Genomic DNA, 19,113 nt, shown 5'->3' with positions numbered 1-19,113 from the left:
GAGCCACGACCGCGGCCGCCGGCGCCCCGCCAAGCGGCCCGCGCAGCGCGTCGGCCGCACTCGCCAGACCCGCCTCGTCGTACCGGCCTGCCAGCGGCGCCACCACATGCACTCCCGGTCGGGCCTCCGCCACCAGGCCGGTCAGCACGCGCCCGGCGCCGTTCTCCACGAACACCCGCGCACCGGCCGCGTGCAGCGCGCGGATCGAGGGACCGAACTCCACCGGCGTCACCAGGTGCAGCGCCAGCAGCTCGGCCAGATCGTCACGGTCGCGGTAGAAACGTCCCAGGATCGGCGAGTACACCGGCACGGCGAGCGCACGACTCCGGAACGGTGCGATACGGACGGCCAGTTGACGCCGTGCCTCGGCCAGCAGCGGGTTGTGGAAGGGGTGCGGGGAGTTCAGCGGGGTGGCGGAGATGCCGAGCTGTCCGGCGATCGCCGCGGCCGTGCCGACCACGTCGGCCGGGCCCGATACGACAGCCTGGGTCGCGCTGTTGTCGACGGCGAGGACGAGATCCGGGTGGCCGATCAGCCCCACCACCCGCTCGGCCCGCTCACGCCCGCACCCGAGGGCCAGCATCGAGCCCCCACTGCGGTCGTACTCGCGCAGCACGGAGATCCGCTCACACAGCACCGCCGCCGCGTCCGCCAGGTCATACGCGCCCGCGCAGGTCAGCGCGGCCAGCTCGCCCAGGCTGTGTCCCAGGTGCACCGAGGCGCCCGCGCCGCGCTCGGCGAGCAGCCGGTGGGTGGCCACGGAGGTGGCGAAGACGGCCAGTTGCAAAGTGTCCGGGGCGGTCGCGAGCAGTGAGGCGGGGCTCGGCGGCGACGGCCGGAACACCGTCGAGGACACTTCACGGCCGAGTTTTTCCTTGGCGATCGCGTCGACCTCTTCGAACGTACCGCGTACGGTGTCGTCGCCGCGTTCCCAGAGCCCCGCGAGGGTGCCCGGCCGGTAGGCGCCCTGGCCGGGGAAGAGGGCAACGCTCATGTCCAGTTCTCGGTTCATCGGTGTCCCAATCGCTCATATGCCTGATAGATCGGTCCGGTGCAGAGCACCGGGGTACGCGCCTTCGACCGCAACCGCAAGGAGGTGCTGAGGGCTGGGGCGTAGCAGGTCGAACCACCAGCCGTCGTCGGCTCTCCCCGGCTCCTCGGAGTCGGTCACGGTGATACGGCTCTCCTCGCCCGCTGCCTGCCGAGCGAAGGAGAATCCGTCCAGGCTCCGGTGCATCCCGGTGCCGAGAGCCTTGAGGTACGCCTCTTTGAGTACCCACAGCTCGCTGGTCCGGGCCACCCGCGCGGCGGGCCCGAGGGCGGCCAGCTCCGCGCGCTCGGCGGCGGCGAAGAACCGGCTCACATGACCGGCCGACTCGGGGGAGGCGGGACGACGCTCCACATCCACTCCGCAGACACGCCCCTGGGTGACGACGCAGACGATGAGCCCCTCGGTGTGCGAGAGGCTGAACCGAACGCCGCAGTCCGGTTCGGTCTCGGGCCGCCCGTACCTGCCGGTGCGGAACCGCCAATGGTCCAGCGGCCGGCCCGTCAGGGCGGTGAGCGCATAGCGGCACAGCAGCCTTCGGGCCAGGAACCGCCGCCTGGTCGGGGACGTCAACAGCCGTTCCATCCGGGCCTGTTCGCCTTCCGTGAGCAGCCGCCTGCCGCCCAGTGCCGCCGCGAAGGAGTCCACCGCGTGCTCGGGCAGCAGCCACAGCCGGGTCAGCGATGAGCCCACCACCCGTTCGGCCACCGCGCGGCCGTCAGCCATGCCGGTCGCCGGTGTGTCCGGCCACCAGCGTCCGCGGATTCCCGGGGCCGGGGCCCGCGGTGATGAGTTCGGCGAGCCGGAACGCGAGGTCGAGCGACTGCTCCCGGTTCAGCCGGGGATCGCAGACCGACCGGTAGCGCGCGGGCAGGTCCTCGAACGTGAGCCCCGCGCCACCGCCGACACACTCGGCCACGTCGTCGCCCGTCAACTCCAGGTGTACGCCCCCGGGGTGCGCGCCGAGCCCGCCGACCACCTCGAAGAACCCGGACAGTTCATCGAGGATGTCGTCGAACCTGCGGGTCTTGTGCCCGCACGGCGCGGTGATCGTGTTGCCGTGCATGGGATCGGACACCCACGCGACCGGAATGCCCTCGGCGGTGACCCGCTCGACCAGGCCGGGCAGTACGGCGCGCACCTGCGAAGCGCCCATTCTGACGATGAGCGTGAGCCTGCCCGGCTCACGCTCGGGGGAGAGCCGGTCGATCAGCCGCAGCAGATCGTCCTGGCCGGTCTTCGGCCCGATCTTGACGGCGATCGGGTTGCCGATGCCGGCGAAGTACTCCACGTGCGCGCCGTCGAGCCCGCGCGTGCGCTCGCCGATCCACAGCAGATGTCCCGATGTGGCGTACACCGCGCCGGTGTGCGAATCCACCCTGGTCAGGGCCGACTCGTAGTCCAGGAGCAGCCCTTCGTGCGACATGAACAGCTCGCCGGGTGTGTGCCAGCCGTCGGATCCGGTGAACCCCCCGGCCCGCTCGATCCCGGCGGTGAACGGCTCGTAGCGTGCCCGGTCCGGCGAGCCCGCGGCGAACTGCCGGATGCGCTCGAGCGCATGTCCGTGACCGGCCTGCTCGCCGGTGCCGAAGGCCCTGATCAAGTTGAGGGTGGCGGCGGAGGCGTTGTAGACGCGCACCATCCGGTGCGGGTCGGGGGTGCGTGCGGACGCGGTGAACGCGAACCCGTTCACGGCGTCGCCGCGGTACGCGGGCAGCTCGACACCGTCACGGGTCTCGGTCGTCGCCGAGCGCGGCTTGGCGTACTGGCCGGCCATGCGGCCGACCGTGACCACCGGTAGCGATGTCGCGTACCCGAAGACCGTGGCCAGTTGTTGGAGGGTGCTCGCACTGCCGCTGATGGACGTGGCGTTCACCGCGTCGAGGGATTCGGCGCAGTCGCCGCCCTGAACGAGGAACGCCTCGCCGCGCGCGACCGCGGCCAGCCGGGTCTTGAGCAGGTCGCACTCGCGCGGGAACACCAGGGGAAGACTCCTGGTCAGGGTGGCGACCGCGGAGTCGAGCGCGGCCGGGTCCGGCCACTGCGGCTGCTGCCCGGCCGGCAGCGACCGCCAGCTCTGCACGGCGTGCGCGGAAGGGACGTCGACCATGGGGGTCACGCCATGAGCTCCGCTCTGTGAGGCACCGGTGCCAGCGCGCCGGTGACCAGGGTGTCCAGGATTGCCGACCCATGACGGGTCATTACCGACTCGGGGTGGAACTGCACGGAGGCGAAGCCGGGGCCGCGCAGGGCGTGCACCTCGCCGGTGGCCGGATCGTGCGCGACCTCCACGTAGTCCGGGCACAGCGGGCTGTCCAGCAGATCGCTGCCGGCGAGCGCGGTGAAGGTGTTGTAGAAGTAGACCGGCTCCGGGCTGCCGAACAGGTCGACGGCGCGCCGCACGCCCTGGTTCGGTACGTCCAGCTTGTGCAGCGGCAGGCCCAGCAGCGCGCTGAGGATCTGGTGGCTCAGACACACCGACACGAACGGCACGCGCAGGTTGAGCAGGCTGCCGGTCACCGCGCGCAGGTGCGCGATCTTGGGGTGGTTGTGGTCGCGCGGATCGCCGGGGCCCGGACCGAGTACGACGAGGTCGTACCCGGTCAGCCGGTACGGCTCGTCGAACCGGCGGACGGTCACGTCGAAGCCGAGCGCCCGCAGCTGCAGCGCGCCCATCGCGGTGAAGGTGTCCTCGGCGTCGACGATCAGCAGATTGCCGCGCGTTGTGGCCGGCGCCACGGCGGGCGCGAGCCAGAAGTCCGACAGCGGTCTGTTGCGCCCGGCGAGGGCGGCCCGGATCTGCGGATGGCCGTCCAGTCCCGCCGGTCGCCTGCGTTCGGCGACGTGGTGCAGTGCGTCGAGCAGCCCGGCCGCCTTGGCCGCGGTCTCCGCGGCCTCCTTCGCGGGTTCGGAGTCGCGCACCAGCGTCGCGCCGACCCCGATCCGCGTCCGGCCCGCCGCGTCGACGTCCGCGGTCCTGATCAGGATCGCCGAGTCCATCCGCCGGCCGCCCGACGCGTCCCGCCCGATCAGCGCGGCGACCCCCGAGTAGTAACCGCGCCCGGCCGGTTCGAACTTGGCGATCACCTGGCAGGCGCTCTGCACAGGACTGCCGGTCACCGTGGGCGCGAGCAGCGTCTCGCGCAGGATCTCCCGTACGTCGCGGCTGCTGCGCCCGACGATGCGGTACTCGGTGTGCGCGAGGTGGGCCATCTCCTTGAGCCGCGGTCCGACCACATGCACGTCGTCGCAGACCCGGCTCATCATCTTCAGTTCCTCGTCGAGGACCATGTACAGCTCGTTGGTCTCCTTGCTGTCGGCGAGGAACTCCAGCACGCCGGCCGCGGTGGGACCGCCCGCCGGGTAGCGGTAGGTGCCGCTGATCGGGTTCATCACCGCGACGCCGTCGTCGAGGCTGACATGGCGCTCCGGACTGGCGCCGATGAAGGTGCGCTCGCCGGTGTGGATCAGGAACGTCCAGTACGCGCCCGGCTCGCCGCGCAGCAGCCGGCCCCAGAAGGCGAGTGCCGTGCGCACCGACCAGTTGGCGATCTCCGTGACGAAGGTGCGCTTGAGTACGAAGTTGGCGCCCGCGCCACGGCCGATCTCCTCGGCGAGCACTCTGCTCACGAGTGCGCCGTAGGCCTCGTCCTCCAGGTCGAAGGCGCCGTCCGCCATCTCGATCGGCCACCGCAGCACCAGATCGAGCACCTCGTCCACGGGCAGCAGCGACTGCTCCCGCACGGGCATCGCCAGCACCGGTTCACCGTCGTCGTGGTGGTCGTAGCCGCGCTCACCGATCACCCGGTACGGCAGCAGGACGAGCGTTTCGTGGGTGTCGGGCTCGCCGTCCTCCGGGATCGGCAGGCTCGCTGTGCCGGCGACCTCGGTGAAGTCGCCGAGCAGCAGATCGACCGTGTTGTGCGGGCCGCTCTCCGGACGGTGCAGCACCGCGAACGGCCGTCCGCCCCCGGCCAGTTCGTCGAGGGAGGTCATTGTGAGTCTCCTACGGACACGGTCGCCGCGGTCGCGAGCGACTGGAGCACCGTCGCGGTCGGAAGGGCCATCGCGCACCGGGTCGCCGCGTACTGCAGCGCCATCCGGTGGAGCTCGGGCGTGAAGTCGGCGATCGCGTCGGCCACCACGAAGGGCTGGATGTTGTGGGCGAAGGCGTCGCAGGCGGTGAGCACGATGCCCACGTGGGCGTAGATCCCGCAGATGATCAGTTGGTCGCGGTCCTTCGCGGCGAGCAGGTTGAGCAGCCCGGTGTGGTGAAATGCGCTGGCCCGCCACTTGGTGAGCACCGTGTCGTGCTCACCGGGTGCGAGGGCGGCGGGGATACCCCGGTCCTCGGGCGCCGCGGACATGCCGGGGCCCCAGAAGTCCTGCAGCAGTCCGCGCTGTTGTGGTGTCATCCCGCCCGGCTGGGCGGTGTAGACGACCGGGATGCCCAGCTGCGCACAGCGCGTGCGAAGGGCGGTGACGTTGGCGAGCAGGTCGGTCAGCGGCTGCGTGGCCTCGGTGAACGGGGCGAGGAAGTAGTGCTGCATGTCGTGCACCAGCAGCACGGCCCTGCGGGTGTCGACGGTCCAGCTTGCGGTGTTGGCCGGCAATTCGACGGGCCGCGGCATCGGATAGGAGTCGATCGGCGCAATCGCCACGGGGCGTGTCCTCTTCTCATGGGACGGTCAGGCACCGAGCGCGGCGCCGCCGTCCACGGTCAGGTCGTGCATGGTGATGTGGGCCGCCCGCTCCGAGAGCAGGAACAGCACCGCGTCGGCGATATGGGCGGGCTCCGCGATCCGGCGCAGCGGGATGCCGAGCCGGAAGGCGTCGGGCACCCCGGCGATCGAGGCGCGTTCCGCGGCGTCGCCCTGCAGCGCGGTCAGCATCGGGGTCCTGGTCGAGCCGGGGGCGACGACGTTGCACCGGATGCCGTGCCCGGCGAGTTCCAGGCCGAGGCACTTGGTGAACATCGCCGACGCCGCCTTGGAGGCCGCGTACGCCGACATCGCCATCCTGGGCGTTCCCGCCGCGTTGGACGCGACCGTCACGATCGCCCCCCTGCGGCGCGGCACCATCCTGCGGGCCACGGCCCGGCTGGTGTGGAACACCCCGCCCGCGTTGACCGCGAACGTGATGTCCCATTCCTCGTCGGTGAGTTCGGCGGCCTGGCCGCTGCGCAGCACGCCGGCGGCGTTGACGAGGTACGCGATCGGGCCGAGTTCGCCCTCCACCTTGGCCACCGCGGTGTCCACGTCAGCGCTGTCGGTGACGTCGGTGGCGACGGCGAGCACCCCTTCGCCCGCCGCGTCCAGCTCGGCCGCCAGCTCCCACAGCGCCGGGATGTCCCGGTCCAGCAGCGCGACCGGGAGCCCGGCCGCCACCAGTGCCCTGGCGACCTCGGCCCCGATTCCGCCTGCCGCCCCGGTCACCACGGCGACCCCGGAGAGCGCCGCTGCCGCCGGCGCGGTCATCGGGCCACCTGCCCGAGCACGCGCCCGACCACCTCGGCGGGCACTTTCAGGGTGCGGGTCGTGAACGCGCCGAGCGCGGTGAGGTAGCGCTCCCGCAGTCCCGCCTCGTGGACCTCGACTCCCTTGCCGCCGGACAGCAGCCTGCGGCCGCCGACGATCACGGTGTCCACATCGGCCGACCCGGACAGCCACAGGAAGGCCTCGAGCGGGCGGGGGTTGAGCAGATAGCGCCAGTCGTCGGCCGGGATCAGCACCAGGTCGGCCTGCTTCCCGACTTCGAGGCTGCCGACCGCGTCGTCCCAGCGCAGGCCCTTCGCCGCGATCCTGGTGGCCATCGCCAGCGCGTCGCTGGGCAGCACCTCGGTCTGGTCGGCGCCCATCTCGTTGTACATCTGCCAGGCGGCGCGCATCGTCTCGGCGATGCCCGCGGTCGGCATCGACGAGCCGTCGGTCGACAGCGACACGTCGAGGCCCGCCCTGCGCAGCGCCGGCACGACCCCGGTCTCGGTCAGCGACGACTCGCCCGAGGGCCCGTACTTGCCGGGGGAGTGGCTGATGTGCGCGCGGGCGGCCAGCATGAGCTTCTGCTCCTGCTCGTCGAGGAAGGCGCAGTGGCCCGCCATCAACCGCTCGTCGACGAGGCCGAGTTCGGCCAGCCGGCGCACGCCCGTCTCGCCGTAGTACGTGCGCATCAGCTCGACCTCGTTGCGCAGCGCGCCGACGTGCGTCGCGAAGCCGAGGTCGTGCGCGGCAGCCAGTTCGGCCATGCCGCGCGCCAGCTCGTCGGTCATATTGGTGACGTAGGCGATGCTCGGACGGCATCTGATCCGCCCGGTGGTGTCCTTGCCGACCAGCTGCAGCAGCGAGTCGAACGTCGCCAGCACCGTGTCGGCGTCCGTGGTGCGCACGAACCGGTCCTGCCCCGGCGGGCAGACCGCGTCGCTCGCCCAGGTGCTCGCCGAGAACCGGATGCCCAGCCGCTGGGCCGCGGCGACCATGGAGTGCGGGCGGTTGAGCGAGCCCATGTCGCCGAGCGTGGTCACGCCGCCGCGCAGCTGGGTCCACATCGAGTACTCGGCGATCGCCTGCGCCTCGTCCGGGGTGAGGCCGTCGATCAGCCCGTCGAACGAGTCGAAGACCGCGGAGATCTGGTGCATGTCGCCGCCGGCGCCCATGAACGCGGCCTGGTCGTCGCGGTCGGAGACGGGGCGCAGCGCGCCGCGCATCGGGAAGCGCATGGCGAACATCTCGTGCCAGTGCGCGTTGACGAATCCGGGCAGGACCATCATCCGGCCCGCGTCGATCGTGCTCAGCTCGGCCTTGCGCGCGGGGTCGAGCGCGGCGACCGCCTTGGCGACCTCGGCCGCGCTGCCGACCGCGGCGATCTTGTCGTCCACGATCAGCACCGCACCGCGGGCGTGTACGGACTCCTGGGCGTCCGCGGTGTAGACGGTGCCACCGTTGATCAAGAGCACGCTCATCACGCCACCCCGGGCTCGGTCGGCGAGGACGGTGCGATGGCGTCGAAGTGCGCGAGCCAGCCGGTCAGCGTCGGCGTGGCGACCAGCGCGTCGAACTCGACCGGGATCCTGTTCTTGCGCCAGCGGCTGACCAGCCGCATGATCTCCAGCGAACTGAGTCCGAGGACGACCAGGTTGGCGTCCGGTTCGAGTGCGTCGGGCTCGACGCCCAACAGGGGCGCGACAGTTGCGCGCAGATCCAGTTCGGTCGGGGTCGAAGTGATGTCCACGTCAGCCTTCCTGCTCGGACGCGGCTACTGCGGCCAGCGCCTTCTTGTCGACTTTGCCCAGCGGGGTGAGCGGGAGTTCGGGCACGTACCGCACCATGTCGGGCAGCTTGTAGTCCGCGACGCCACGGGCGTGTACGGCCTGCTTGAGGTCGGCCAGTGACAGCCGCGGGCCGTGCGTGACGAGGTAGGCGCAGATGCGTTCGCCGAGGAACTCGTCGGGCACGCCGATCACCGCTGCCGCCGCGACCGATTCGAGCGCGAGCAGATGGTCCTCGACCTCGCCCGCGGAGATCTTGTCGCCGCCGCGGATGATCATCTCCTTGATGCGGCCCTCGATCACCAGGTCACCGTCCTCGGTGAGCCGGGCCAGGTCACCGGTGCGGAAGAAACCGTCCTCGGTGAACACGCGCGCGTTGTACTCGGGCACCCGGTAGTAGCCACGCAGCGTGTAGGGGCCGCGGGTGATCAGCTCGCCGATGCCGCCGGCGGGCAGTTCGGCGCCGTTCTCGTCGACGACGCGTACCTCGTCGGCGTCGGAGATCGGCCTGCCCTGCGTGGTCAGCACCGACTCGGCCGGGTCGTCCGGCCTGCTGAAGGTCAGCAGACCCTCGGCCATGCCGAACACCTGCTGGAGCTGGCAGCCCAGCGTCGGCGCGATGCGCTCGGTGAACTCCCGCGTCATGCGGGCACCGCCGACCTGCACCAGGCGCAGGCTGCTCAGGTCGGACTCGGTCCAGTCGGCCGCCTCCAGCCACAGCTGCATGATCGAGGGCACCATCGAGGTGACGGTGACCCGGTGCCGTTCGATCAGCGGGAAGCAGTCCACCGGATTGGGGGTGTCGGCCAGTACGACGGTTCCGCCGCTCTGGAGCGTGCCGATCACTCCGGGACAGCCGTACGCGAAGTTGAACTCGACCGGCAGTACCGCGAGATAGGTGTCGCAGTTGGTCAGCTCGCACACCTGCGCCGCGCGCTCCGACTGGTAGACGTAGTCGTCGTGCGTGCGCGGGATCAGTTTGGGCAGTGCCGTGGTCCCGCCCGACAGCAGGAAGAACGCCACGTCGGCCGGGTCGGGTTCGGGAAAGGGCTCCGGGTCGGGAGCCGCCAGCTCCAGCTCGGACACCGAGACGAAGCCGTCGGTCTTCGCCCCGAGCAGGAACAGCGTGCGCAGGGTGCCGGTCCCGGCCTGCACCTGGCGGGCCAGCTCGCGGTGGTCGAAGCCGCGGTGCGTCTCGGGCAGTACGTACCCGCTCGCCCCGCTGAGCTCGACGAGATGGGTGATCTCGGTCGAGCGGTGCGCGGGGAGCGAGAAGACCAGTTTCGCGCCCACCCGCATCAGCGCGAACGCGATCGCCACGAACTCCGGCACGTTGGGCAGCTGCACCACGATCCGGTCGTCGGGGTGTACACCGTGCGCGGCGAACCCGGCGGCGAGCCGGTCGGTCCACCGGTCGAGTTCGGCGTAGCTGATCCGGCGGTCGCCGTGCACCAGCGCGATGTCGGAGCCGTGCCGCCGCGCGGCATTGCGCAGCACCGTGCCGAGCGTCTCACCGCGCCAGATGCCCTGCTTGTGGTAGCGCTTCGCGACATCGGTGGGCCATGGGGTGCATCCGGCAAGCATCAGGAGCTCCTACTCGGATTCGGGTGCGGATACGGGGGCCGGCTCGGTGATGCGTACGACCGCGGCGGCCGCCTCCATGCCGGTGCTCGCACCGATCAGCAGCACGTGGTCACCCGGCGCGACCCGGCCGGTGCGCCAGAGGTGTTCGAGGCCGAGGAACAGGTCGGCCGCTCCGGTGTGCCCGACGGTGTTGACGTACTCCCAGACGGTCTTGTCCTCGGGGACGTCCAGCGGCAGCAGGAACATCGCCTCCAGCGCGGGCCGGCCGAAACCGACGTGGCAGACCTTGGCGACCTGGTCGAGCGTCAAGTCCGCTTCTTTGAGCGTGCGTTCGGTGATCTCGGCGACCCGGTCGCCGAAGTTCTTGATCGGCGGGGCCTGTCCCGTCGCCCACTGCTCGCGGACCTTCTCGGCCCGCTCGCCGAAGTTCAGGCCGCGGCCCCTGGTGACACCTGGGGGGAAGAGCTCCTCGCCCGCCCGGTGCAGGATCTCCATCGAGGAGTCCGACAGAGATCCGATCGCGAGCAGCTCGGCGAACCCGCCGCGCCGCGAGAGGACCACGGCGGACCCGGCGTCGGCGAGTACGAAAAGACTGGAGGCCCGCCAGCGGTCGACCCCCGGAGTCGAGTAGTTGTCCCCCGTGGTGATCAGCGCGGCGTCGTGGGTGGGGTTGGCGATCAGCCGGTTGGCCGCCACCTCGACCGCGGCGAGCATGCCGAGGCAGCCCTGCTTGATCTCCACGGCCGGCACCGGACGGTCGACGGTGTTGTTGAGGATGTAGTGCACCGCCGACCAGCCGTCGGGACCCTGGTGATGGGTGTAGCTGTGCAGCACGATGCCGATGTCCTCCGGCTCGTGCCGGGACGCGGACAGTGCGGCCCTGGCCGCCTCGACCGCCATGTCCGGGGCGGGTGTCGACTCGCTGACGGCGACGGAGCGCATGCCGGACGCCTGCCTGCTCGCCTCGTCGTAGAGGCCTTCCTCGACCGCGCGCTCGGCCGGGTACAGGGGCGGCAGATGGCTGCCGATCCCGGCGAGATACAGGTTCGCAGTCCTCATCGCGCCGACTCCTTCGTGGGGTGGATGCCTTTCGCCGCAAGCACAACACCCGCCCCGACTGGCCTCATGAGTAGGCGGTACTCAACCGCGACGGCTTAGACGGTGTCTAACCAAGGGGGTCCTACGCAGGTGGGTCGCCCTGGGCCGACGGCGGCCCCCGGTGGCTGATTTGAGTAGCGACTACTCGGGCCCGCCCTCCCGTCGCGGTGCTGTGCTGGGCGCGTAGCCGCCGCGTGCCGCTCGCTCGCGGCACCGGCACAGACGAGGGAGATCCGATGTCGTGGTCGCGTCCGGAAGTGGGCGACTGGTCAAGTCCCGCCGAGCTCGCGGAACTCCAGCGGGCGCAGCTGCCGAGAGTGCTCGCCCAGGCGCTGCGTTCGCCGTTCTACGCGGCCCGCTACGACGGCCGGACCAGGCCGGGCGGGGCGGAGGACTTCGACGGCATCGAGCTGACCACCAAGCAGAACCTGCGCGACCAGTACCCCTTCGGGCTTCTCGCGGTGGACCGCGAGAAGCTGGCCACGTACCACGAGTCCAGCGGCACGGCGGGGGAGCCCACCGCGTCGTACTACACCGACGACGACTGGACCGACCTCGCCGAGCGCTACGCGCGCAAGTGGGTCGGCATCAACCCGTCGGACACCTTCTTGGTGCGCACGCCGTACGGCCTGGTGATCACCGCGCACCTCGCCCAGGCCGCCGGACGGCTGCGCGGAGCCACCATCGTGCCGGGCGACGCGCGCTCCCTCGCCACCCCGCTGCCCAGGATGGTGCGCGTCATGCGGGCCCTGGACGTGTCGCTGACCTGGTGCAACCCCACCGAAATAATGATGCTCGCGGCGGCGGCCAAGGCCGCCGGGCTGCGCCCGGACAAGGATTTCCCCGCGCTGCGGGCGATGTTCACGGCCGCGGAGCCGCTGACCGAGGCGCGACGTCGCCGGCTCAGTGAGATCTGGGGCGGCATTCCGGTCGTCGAGGAGTACGGATCGACCGAGACCGGCACGATCGCCGGCCAGTGCCCGGCCGGCGCCCTGCACCTGTGGGCGGACCGCGCCATCTTCGAGGTGTGGTCCCCGCAGACCGGTGAGTTGTCGGCGTCCGGCCGTGGCCAGTTGGTGGTGACCCCGCTCTACCGCGAGGCGATGCCGCTGCTGCGCTACAACCTCGCCGACGAGGTCGAGGTGTCCACCGCGGACTGTTCCTGCGGATGGCTGCTGCCGACGGTGCGGGTGCTCGGCCGGTCGGGAACGGGCTACATGGTCGGTGACTCGACGGTCACCCAACAGCGGCTGGAAGAGCTGGTGTTCGGCCTGCCGGCGAGCTACGAGGTGATGTTCTGGCGAGCCATGGCGCACCCGGACGTTCTGCGGGTGGAGTTCGAGGCGCCGGATGAGGTCCGCGGCCAGGCGGTCAAGGAACTGGCCGAGGCGATCGACCGGGAGCTGGGCATACCGCACCGGATCACCGGACTCCCGCCGCACACGCTGGTGCCCCACGAAGCGCTCACCGCGCAGCGCGACATCCTCAAGGCCCGCTATCTGTTCGGCGAGGGCGAGGACTGGGACAAGGCGGTCATGTACCAGTGAACCGCGTCCCGTTGCCGTCAGCGCCGTCAGCGCCGTCAGCGCCGTCAGCGCCGTCCGCGCCGTGCGGGCCGCCCGCGCCGTCCGCTCCAACTGCCCTCGGCGACCTTCGGGCGCCCCGCCGATCCCGGCCGACTTCTTCTCGTCCCGTCGTCCACAGCGGACGACACCCGACCCGTAAGCGGTGACCCCCATGGTGAGTGAGTTGTCCCCCCTCCCGCCGAGCTCCGAGGACCGGATCGCCATCGTCGGCATCGGCTGCCGCTTCCCCGGTGGCGTCGGTACGCCACAGGCGTTGTGGGAGTTGCTGATGGACGCGGGCGACGCGTCCGGCCCGATACCCGACGACCGGTGGGCCGCGCAGCGCGCCCAGTCGCGGGAGAACGCCGCCGTGTTGTCGAGAGTGACATCGAACGGCGCGTTCCTCACCGACATCAGCGGTTTCGACGCGGCGTTCTTCGGCATCTCCGCCACCGAGGCCCGGCAGCTCGACCCGCAGCAGCGCATGGCGCTGGAGGTGGCCTGGGAGGCGCTCGAGCACGCCGGCATCCCGGCGTCGAGCCTCGCGGGCACCGACACCGGCGTGTTCGTCGGCGTCGGGACCGACGACTACGGCCGCCGGCTGCTCGAGGACCTGCCGGGCGTCGAGGCGTGGACCGGGATCGGCTCCTCGCTGTGCGGGGTGCCCAACCGGATCTCCTACACCCTCGACCTGCGTGGCCCGAGCGTCGCCGTGGACACCGCGTGCTCGTCGTCGCTGGTGGCTCTGCACCAGGCGTGCGCCGCGCTGCTGCGCGACGAGGTGCCGGTCGCGCTGGCGGGCGGGGTCATGCTGATGGCGGGACCGGGGCTGACCACGGTGCTCGACCTGGCGGGGGCGATCTCGCCGGACGGCCGGTCCAAGGCGTTCGACGACGCGGCTGACGGCTACGGCCGAGGCGAAGGCTGCGGCATCGTGGTGCTCAAGCGGCTCGCCGACGCGGAGCGCGACGGCGACCGGATCATCGCGCTGGTCCGCGGCAGCGCCGTGCACCAGGACGGTCGCACCGACGGGATCATGGCGCCCAGCCCGGCGGCCCAGGCGCACCTGCTGCGCAAGGCGTACGCGGCTGCCGGGGTCGACCCGCACGAGGTCGATTACGTCGAGGCACACGGCACCGGCACCAAGGTCGGCGACCCGATCGAGGCCGCCGCGCTCGCCGAGGTCGTGGGCGGCCGGGCGGAGGGCCAACGCCCGTGCCTGATCGGGTCGGTGAAGACCAACATCGGGCACTGCGAGGCGGCGGCGGGGGTCGCCGGTCTGATCAAGACCGCGCTGGCGCTGGAGCACGGGATCATTCCGCCGACGCTGACCGTGGCAGGTCCGCGCCGGGAGATCCCGTGGTCTACGTCGGGACTCAGCCTGGTTGCCGAGGCCACGCCGTGGCCCGACTCGGGCCGGCCCGGCCTGGCAGGTGTGGCGAGTTACGGCTACGGCGGCACGATTGCCCACGCTGTGCTCGAACAGGCGCCCGCAACTGCCGGGTCGGCTGCGGTTGCGGCAGGGCAGAATGCCGTGCTCGCCGGGTCGGCCGGGGTTGCGGCCGGGCACGATGCCGGGCACACCGCGCGGTCCCTGGTCGCTGCCGAGCAGAACTCCGCCTTCGTCGAGGCGGGCGGGCCCGATTCCGGGCTCGCCGAGCCGGCTGCGGGGGTCGCGCCGGTTCCGGCAGTTTCGGTTGCGGTTGCGGCCGGGCAGGTTCCCGCGTCCGCCGCGCAGATCTTGCTCGCTGCCGGGCAGAACTCGGCGATCGCCGAGTCGGCTGCGGTCTCCCTCTTCCCCGTGTCCTCCGCGAACGGTCCCGGGCTCGCCGCGCAGGCCGGGCGGTTGGCCGGGGCCCTGCCCGCGTACGAGCTCCGCGACGTCGGACACACGCTCGCGCACCGCCGGGGGCACCTCGCGAGCCGGGCCGTCGTCGTCGCGGCCGACCAGGCCGAACTCGCCGCCGGACTCCAAGCGTTGGCCGAAGGCCGTACCGACCCCACGGTGATCACCGGAGAGGTGTCCGGCCCGACCCGTTCGCCGGTCTGGGTGTTCTCCGGGCACGGCGCCCAGTGGTCCGGCATGGGCCAGGGCCTGCTCGCCGACGAGCCGGTGTTCGCCGCCGCCATCGACCGGCTCGGCCCGATCTACGCCGAGGAACTCGGCGTCACCCCACGGGAAGTGCTCGAAAGCGGTGAACTCGGCTCGGTGGACATCGTCCAGTCGATGCTGTTCGCCATGCAGATCGGGCTCGCCGAGGTCTGGCGACGCTACGGCGTCACCCCCGGCGCGGTGATCGGGCACTCCGTGGGCGAGATAGCCGCGGCGGTCGTGGCCGGTGTGCTGTCCGAATCCGACGGCGCGAGGCTGGTCTGCCGCCGCTCGGCGCTGCTGCGAAAGGTCGCGGGCCGAGGCGCGATGATCATGGTCGACCAGCCGTTCGACGAGGTGCGGACCCGGATCGGCGCGACCGACACACTCTGCGCCGCCATCGCGGCCGCGCCCTCGTCCACCGTCGTCGCAGGCGACATCACCGCCGTCGACGAAGCCGCCGAGCAGTGGGAAGAGCTGGGCTGGACCGTACGCAGGGTCGACTCCGACGTCGCGTTCCACAGCGCGCACATGGACCAGATCTCCGCCGACCTGGCCGCCGCCGTGGCCGGTCTCGAAGCGGGGCAGGCGCGTGTGCCGCTCTACCTCACCGCGCTCGACGACCCGCGCTCCACCCGTCGGCAGGACGCGAGCTACTGGGCGGCCAACCTGCGTAACCCGGTGCGGTTCCACGGCGCGGTCCAGGCAGCCGTCGACGACGGGCACCGGATCTTCCTGGAGATCTCCGCGCACCCCGTGGTCAGCCACTCGATCACCGAGACCGTGTCGGCCGCGGCCGGCGCGCTGGTCACCCCCAGCCTGCGCCGCCGTCGCCCCGAACAGAGCACCCTGCTCACCTCACTGGCCGCACTCCACTGCCAGGGCGTCCCGGTCGACTGGTCGGTCCTGCAGCCCGCCGGGCGCCTCGCCGACCTGCCCACGACCGCTTGGCAGCACGTCCGGCACTGGGTCGACGGGCGGGAGCGTACCGAGTCGCCGGCGGACACACTGCTGGGCGCCGAGACCGCGGTGCAGGGTTCGCGCCTGAGGGTCTGGCAGACCACGCTCGATCTGCGTACGAGGCCGTACCCGCGCCGGCACCCCGTGCTGGGCACGGAGATCGTCCCGGCCGCCGTGCTGGTGAACACCTTCCTCACCGCGGGCAGCACCGATGTACTGACCGACCTGCGGCTGCGTCAGCCGGTCGTGGTGCCGGAGCAGGAGACCCGAGAGCTGCAGATCGTCCGCGACGAGAGCGGTCTGCGCCTTGTCTCCCGCAAGCTCGGTGCCCCCGAGTCGGCCTGGTCGACCCACACCCTGGCCACCGTCGGCGGCGGGGAGCGGCACACCCCCCTCGCCGCCGCCGTCGACATCGGGGAGGCGCCCGAGGCACTCGATCCCGGCCATGTCATCGACAGGCTGGCCGAGTTGGGCGTGGCGGACATGGGGTACCCGTGGCGGATCGAGGAACTGCGCCGCGGCGAGGGGACGTTGGTGGCCACCGCGAGCGCCGATCTCGACCGCAGTTGGGCGGCCGTCCTGGACGCCGCTCTGTCGATGGCATCGGTGGTCTTCTCCGGCCCGGCCATGCTGCGTATGCCCGCGCACATCGACCAGGTGACCCGCTCGGGCCCGCCGCCCCGGAAGGCCACCATCTCCGTCCGGCTCGACCGGGACCGTCCGACCACCGTGCATGTCGACATTCGCGGTGATGTGGACGGGAGCCCGTCCGTGCTCACCCTGCGCGGCCTGCACTACGGCGAACTCGACGGCGACGTCTCCGGCGACGAACAGAGCACCAGCGGCCGCTTCGAACTGGCCTGGCAGCCCTTCCCGGTGGACGCCGACGCGCACACCGCGCTGCCCGGCCGCACCGTGCTGGTGCTCGGCCCGACCGGCCTCGCGCGCTCGCTGGTCCCGGCGTGCGCCGCGCACGGAGCGACGGTGAGCGTCGATGGGGCCGGGCTCGCCGACGCCGACCACGTGCTGTTCGCGCCGCCCGCCGAGACGCCGGCGGCCGACGTCGCGGTGGAATTCGCCCGACTGGTCGGCGCGATCGACGCGCTGCCGGGCCGCAAGCCCGTGCTGTGGTGCGTGACCGCCGGCGTGCGGGACGCGGTGTCTTTCGAGGACCTCGGCCGGGCGCCGCTGTGGGGCATGGGCCGGGTCGCGGCGAGCGAACACCCGGAGTTCTGGGGCGGCGTCGTCGATCTCCCCGCGGGCCCCCTGGAGGAACTCCCCGCCAGGCTGTTGCTGAGCCTGCTGCATCTGCGTCCGGCCGAGCCGGTGATCGCCGTCGCCGACGGAGTGGTGCACGTGCCGCGGCTCGTCCCGGCCGCGCCCGCGCAGGACGGCGAGCCGTTCACCTGCCGGGCGGACGGTACGTACCTGATCACCGGCGGACTCGGCGTGCTCGGCCTCGAGCTGGCGGAGCATCTCGCCCGGCGGGGCGCGCGCAGGATCGTGCTGCTCGGGCGCACCCCGGTGCCGCCGCGCGCCGAATGGACCGACGGTGATCCGAGGACCGATGCGCTGCGGCGGCTCGAGGCCGCCGGGGTCACTGTCAGCACCGTGGCCGCGGACATCACCGATCCCGCCGCGACGAGGGCGGCGCTCGACGCCCTCCAACTGCCGCCGGTCCGGGGCGTCGTGCACGCCGCCGGCACGGTGCACAGCGCGCTCCTGCACCGGTTGGACGCCCGTCACCTGCGCGAGGTCATGCGCCCCAAGGCCGACGGGGCGCTGGTCCTGCACGAGCTGTTCCCGCCGGGGTCGACGGACTTCTTCGTACTGTTCTCCTCGGCCGGACCGCTGCTCGGGCTGCCGGGCCAGGGAGCGTACGCCGCCGCGAACTCCTTCCTCGACGCGCTCGCCGCACACCGGCGGACCGCCGGCCACCCGGAGTCGGTGAGCATCGCCTGGACGAGCTGGCGGGGTATGGGCATGGCGACCGCCGCCGATGCCACCGATGTCGAACTGGCCGCCCGCGGCACCGCCGACATCGCCCCGGACCAGGCGCTGCGCGCGTTCGACCAGACCGCCGCCTGTGCGCCGGGCGCGCTGGTCGCCGTGATCAGCCTGCTGCGCGGCCACACCGGGCCGCGGCCCGCGCTGCTGGCGGAGCTGGCCAGGGACGACGCCTCGCAGCCGGCGGAGGTACCCGACTGGGTCGGCCTCACCGGGGACGAACTGGCGGCGTACCTGCTCGACGATGTGCGTCAGCGGGTCGCCGTGGTCCTCGGCATGCAGCCCGCCGCGGTGGGTGTGCACCGGCCGCTGACCGAAGCGGGCGTCGATTCGCTGCTGGCCGCGGCCGTCCGCGTCGCGCTGGAACGCGACCTCGGTGTCGCACTGCCCGCGACTCTGCTGTGGAACTACCCGACGGTCAGCGAGATCGCCGGGTATCTGGCCGGTGTCCTCACCGACAACGCCGACCAGGAACGGCGGACCACCGCCTGACGGGAGTCACCGGGGAGCCACCGCCTGACCGGAGTCCCGTCCTGACGGAAGTGACCGGCCGGCAAGGGCGCGGTCAGCCCCAGCCGGTCAGCCCGTCTGTCGGTCAGCCCTTCAGTCGGTCAGCCGTTCAGGAGCGCCTGCGCGCCGTCGAGTGACCGCTCGACGGTGAGCTTGAAGAACGCCAGATCCTCCGCGGCGAGGTCGTCCGGGTCATCGGACCGGGCGACCGCCTGCGCGCCCGCGGCGGCCAGCCCGGGGCGGGTCGTGTCCGCGACGAACGCGGCCATGGCCCGCCCCATGTCGGCGCGGGCGCTGGGGAAGTAACTGTCCCGGTCGTCCTCCACGGCCACCAGCATGAAGGCGCTGTTGAGCAGATAGCGGTAGATCACGGTGGCGTGCTCGCCGAACCCGGCGCGCTGCAGCACCTTGATTCCCCTGTCGATGGTGGGCAGCGCGGACGGGACGTTCGGGCCGACCAGGACGAGACGGCGGGCCACACCGGGGAACTGCCGCAGGACGGCGCGCCCTTCCAGCATCAGCATGCTGAACCAGTCGCGCCACGGCACATCCGCGTCGGGCACCTGAATGCGGGCGATCACCCGGTCGGTGACCGCCATGACCACGGCGTCGCGGTCGCCGACGTGATGGGCGACCACACCCGGCCAGACATCGAGCTTGGTGGCGATCTGCCGGATCGTCCAGCCGTCGAGGCCGTGCTGCGCGGTCAGTTCGACCGCGGCATCGATGATCTTGTCCGCCGTGATGGGCGGCAGGCCTGCCGAGGCACGCGATCGGCGGCGGGGCGCTGACGCAGACATGTCCAAAAACCTAACGCTGAGGGGCTGTGGCCGAGGCAACTTGACGCCCGGCGACCCGCAGGGCATAGAGTCAGCCTAACCTATTAGCCACTGTCTAAGAGGTGCCCGTACAGACCCGTCCGCCGCCGGCGCTGTTGCGTGCGGTGCTGGTGAGGGCGCCTCTTTTTCTTCTCGCCCCTTGAGAG

At 71.9% G+C, this 19,113-nt stretch carries 13 protein-coding genes; 2 read left to right on the top strand and 11 right to left on the bottom strand.

Annotation, left to right across the window (positions count from 1 at the left end; translation table 11 throughout):
- From J7E87_RS19620 to J7E87_RS19575, 10 genes are all read right to left on the bottom strand, one after another.
- A partial coding sequence (locus J7E87_RS19620) for an ACP S-malonyltransferase (RefSeq protein ID WP_215095732.1) occupies nt 1-994 on the bottom strand: 994 nt, incomplete at its 3' end.
- A gap of 33 nt (nt 995-1,027) precedes the next feature.
- Entirely contained in the window at nt 1,028-1,774 is a 747-nt protein-coding gene (locus J7E87_RS19615) for a 4'-phosphopantetheinyl transferase superfamily protein (protein ID WP_215095730.1), read from the bottom strand.
- A complete protein-coding gene (locus J7E87_RS19610) occupies nt 1,767-3,158 on the bottom strand; it encodes a 3-deoxy-7-phosphoheptulonate synthase class II (protein WP_215095748.1) in 1,392 nt (463 codons plus the stop codon). Before J7E87_RS19610 ends, J7E87_RS19615 begins: the two co-directional genes overlap by 8 nt.
- 5 nt (nt 3,159-3,163) lie before the next feature.
- Complete coding sequence (locus tag J7E87_RS19605; RefSeq protein WP_215095729.1) at nt 3,164-5,044, bottom strand: anthranilate synthase family protein; 1,881 nt, start codon at nt 5,042-5,044, stop codon at nt 3,164-3,166.
- Nucleotides 5,041-5,709: an isochorismatase family protein gene (locus tag J7E87_RS19600; RefSeq protein WP_308312976.1), complete on the bottom strand. Its 669-nt coding sequence runs from the start codon at nt 5,707-5,709 to the stop codon at nt 5,041-5,043. The genes J7E87_RS19605 and J7E87_RS19600 overlap by 4 nt, the downstream gene beginning before the upstream one ends.
- A 27-nt stretch (nt 5,710-5,736) precedes the next feature.
- Complete coding sequence (locus J7E87_RS19595) at nt 5,737-6,525, bottom strand: 2,3-dihydro-2,3-dihydroxybenzoate dehydrogenase (RefSeq protein ID WP_215095727.1); 789 nt, start codon at nt 6,523-6,525, stop codon at nt 5,737-5,739.
- The gene (locus J7E87_RS19590; protein ID WP_215095725.1) at nt 6,522-8,006 is read right to left on the bottom strand and encodes an amidohydrolase family protein; all 1,485 of its coding nucleotides are present in this window, start codon (nt 8,004-8,006) and stop codon (nt 6,522-6,524) included. The genes J7E87_RS19595 and J7E87_RS19590 overlap by 4 nt, the downstream gene beginning before the upstream one ends.
- Nucleotides 8,006-8,275, bottom strand: coding sequence for a phosphopantetheine-binding protein (locus tag J7E87_RS19585; RefSeq protein WP_215095723.1), 270 nt, complete (start codon nt 8,273-8,275; stop codon nt 8,006-8,008). Before J7E87_RS19585 ends, J7E87_RS19590 begins: the two co-directional genes overlap by 1 nt.
- A gap of 1 nt (nt 8,276) precedes the next feature.
- Nucleotides 8,277-9,896 (bottom strand): (2,3-dihydroxybenzoyl)adenylate synthase, encoded by a 1,620-nt coding sequence (locus J7E87_RS19580; RefSeq protein WP_215095721.1) that lies wholly within the window; start codon nt 9,894-9,896, stop codon nt 8,277-8,279.
- 9 nt (nt 9,897-9,905) lie between these two features.
- The gene (locus J7E87_RS19575; RefSeq protein WP_215095719.1) at nt 9,906-10,955 is read right to left on the bottom strand and encodes a ketoacyl-ACP synthase III family protein; all 1,050 of its coding nucleotides are present in this window, start codon (nt 10,953-10,955) and stop codon (nt 9,906-9,908) included.
- Between the two features lie 275 nt (nt 10,956-11,230).
- On the opposite strand from J7E87_RS19575, the gene J7E87_RS19570 reads away from it, so the two are divergent.
- A complete protein-coding gene (locus tag J7E87_RS19570) occupies nt 11,231-12,541 on the top strand; it encodes a phenylacetate--CoA ligase family protein (RefSeq protein WP_215095717.1) in 1,311 nt (436 codons plus the stop codon).
- Nucleotides 12,542-12,731: 190 nt separating this feature from the next.
- On the top strand, nt 12,732-18,110 hold the full coding sequence (locus J7E87_RS19565; protein ID WP_251017695.1) for a type I polyketide synthase: 5,379 nt from the start codon (nt 12,732-12,734) through the stop codon (nt 18,108-18,110).
- Between the two features lie 119 nt (nt 18,111-18,229).
- Here J7E87_RS19565 and J7E87_RS19560 read toward each other — a convergent pair whose 3' ends face one another.
- Nucleotides 18,230-18,928, bottom strand: coding sequence for a TetR/AcrR family transcriptional regulator (locus J7E87_RS19560; protein ID WP_215095715.1), 699 nt, complete (start codon nt 18,926-18,928; stop codon nt 18,230-18,232).
- Nucleotides 18,929-19,113 lie beyond the last annotated feature (185 nt).

Source organism: Streptomyces sp. ISL-1, assembly GCF_018614585.1.
Classification (GTDB): Bacteria; Actinomycetota; Actinomycetes; order Streptomycetales; family Streptomycetaceae; genus Streptomyces; species Streptomyces maoxianensis.
Note: the sequence above shows the minus strand (reverse complement) of the source record. Positions and strands in the feature narration are given on the sequence as shown.

Bases quoted from the DNA above. Each gene is read 5' to 3' on its own strand.
- J7E87_RS19615 (WP_215095730.1), bottom strand. From the start codon at position 1,774: ATGGCTGACGGCCGCGCGGTGGCCGAACGGGTGGTGGGCTCATCGCTG.
- J7E87_RS19610 (WP_215095748.1), bottom strand. From the start codon at position 3,158: ATGGTCGACGTCCCTTCCGCGCACGCCGTGCAGAGCTGGCGGTCGCTG.
- J7E87_RS19605 (WP_215095729.1), bottom strand. From the start codon at position 5,044: ATGACCTCCCTCGACGAACTGGCCGGGGGCGGACGGCCGTTCGCGGTG.
- J7E87_RS19595 (WP_215095727.1), bottom strand. From the start codon at position 6,525: ATGACCGCGCCGGCGGCAGCGGCGCTCTCCGGGGTCGCCGTGGTGACC.
- J7E87_RS19590 (WP_215095725.1), bottom strand. From the start codon at position 8,006: ATGAGCGTGCTCTTGATCAACGGTGGCACCGTCTACACCGCGGACGCC.
- J7E87_RS19580 (WP_215095721.1), bottom strand. From the start codon at position 9,896: ATGCTTGCCGGATGCACCCCATGGCCCACCGATGTCGCGAAGCGCTAC.
- J7E87_RS19575 (WP_215095719.1), bottom strand. From the start codon at position 10,955: ATGAGGACTGCGAACCTGTATCTCGCCGGGATCGGCAGCCATCTGCCG.
- J7E87_RS19570 (WP_215095717.1), top strand. From the start codon at position 11,231: ATGTCGTGGTCGCGTCCGGAAGTGGGCGACTGGTCAAGTCCCGCCGAG.
- J7E87_RS19565 (WP_251017695.1), top strand. From the start codon at position 12,732: ATGGTGAGTGAGTTGTCCCCCCTCCCGCCGAGCTCCGAGGACCGGATC.
- J7E87_RS19560 (WP_215095715.1), bottom strand. From the start codon at position 18,928: ATGTCTGCGTCAGCGCCCCGCCGCCGATCGCGTGCCTCGGCAGGCCTG.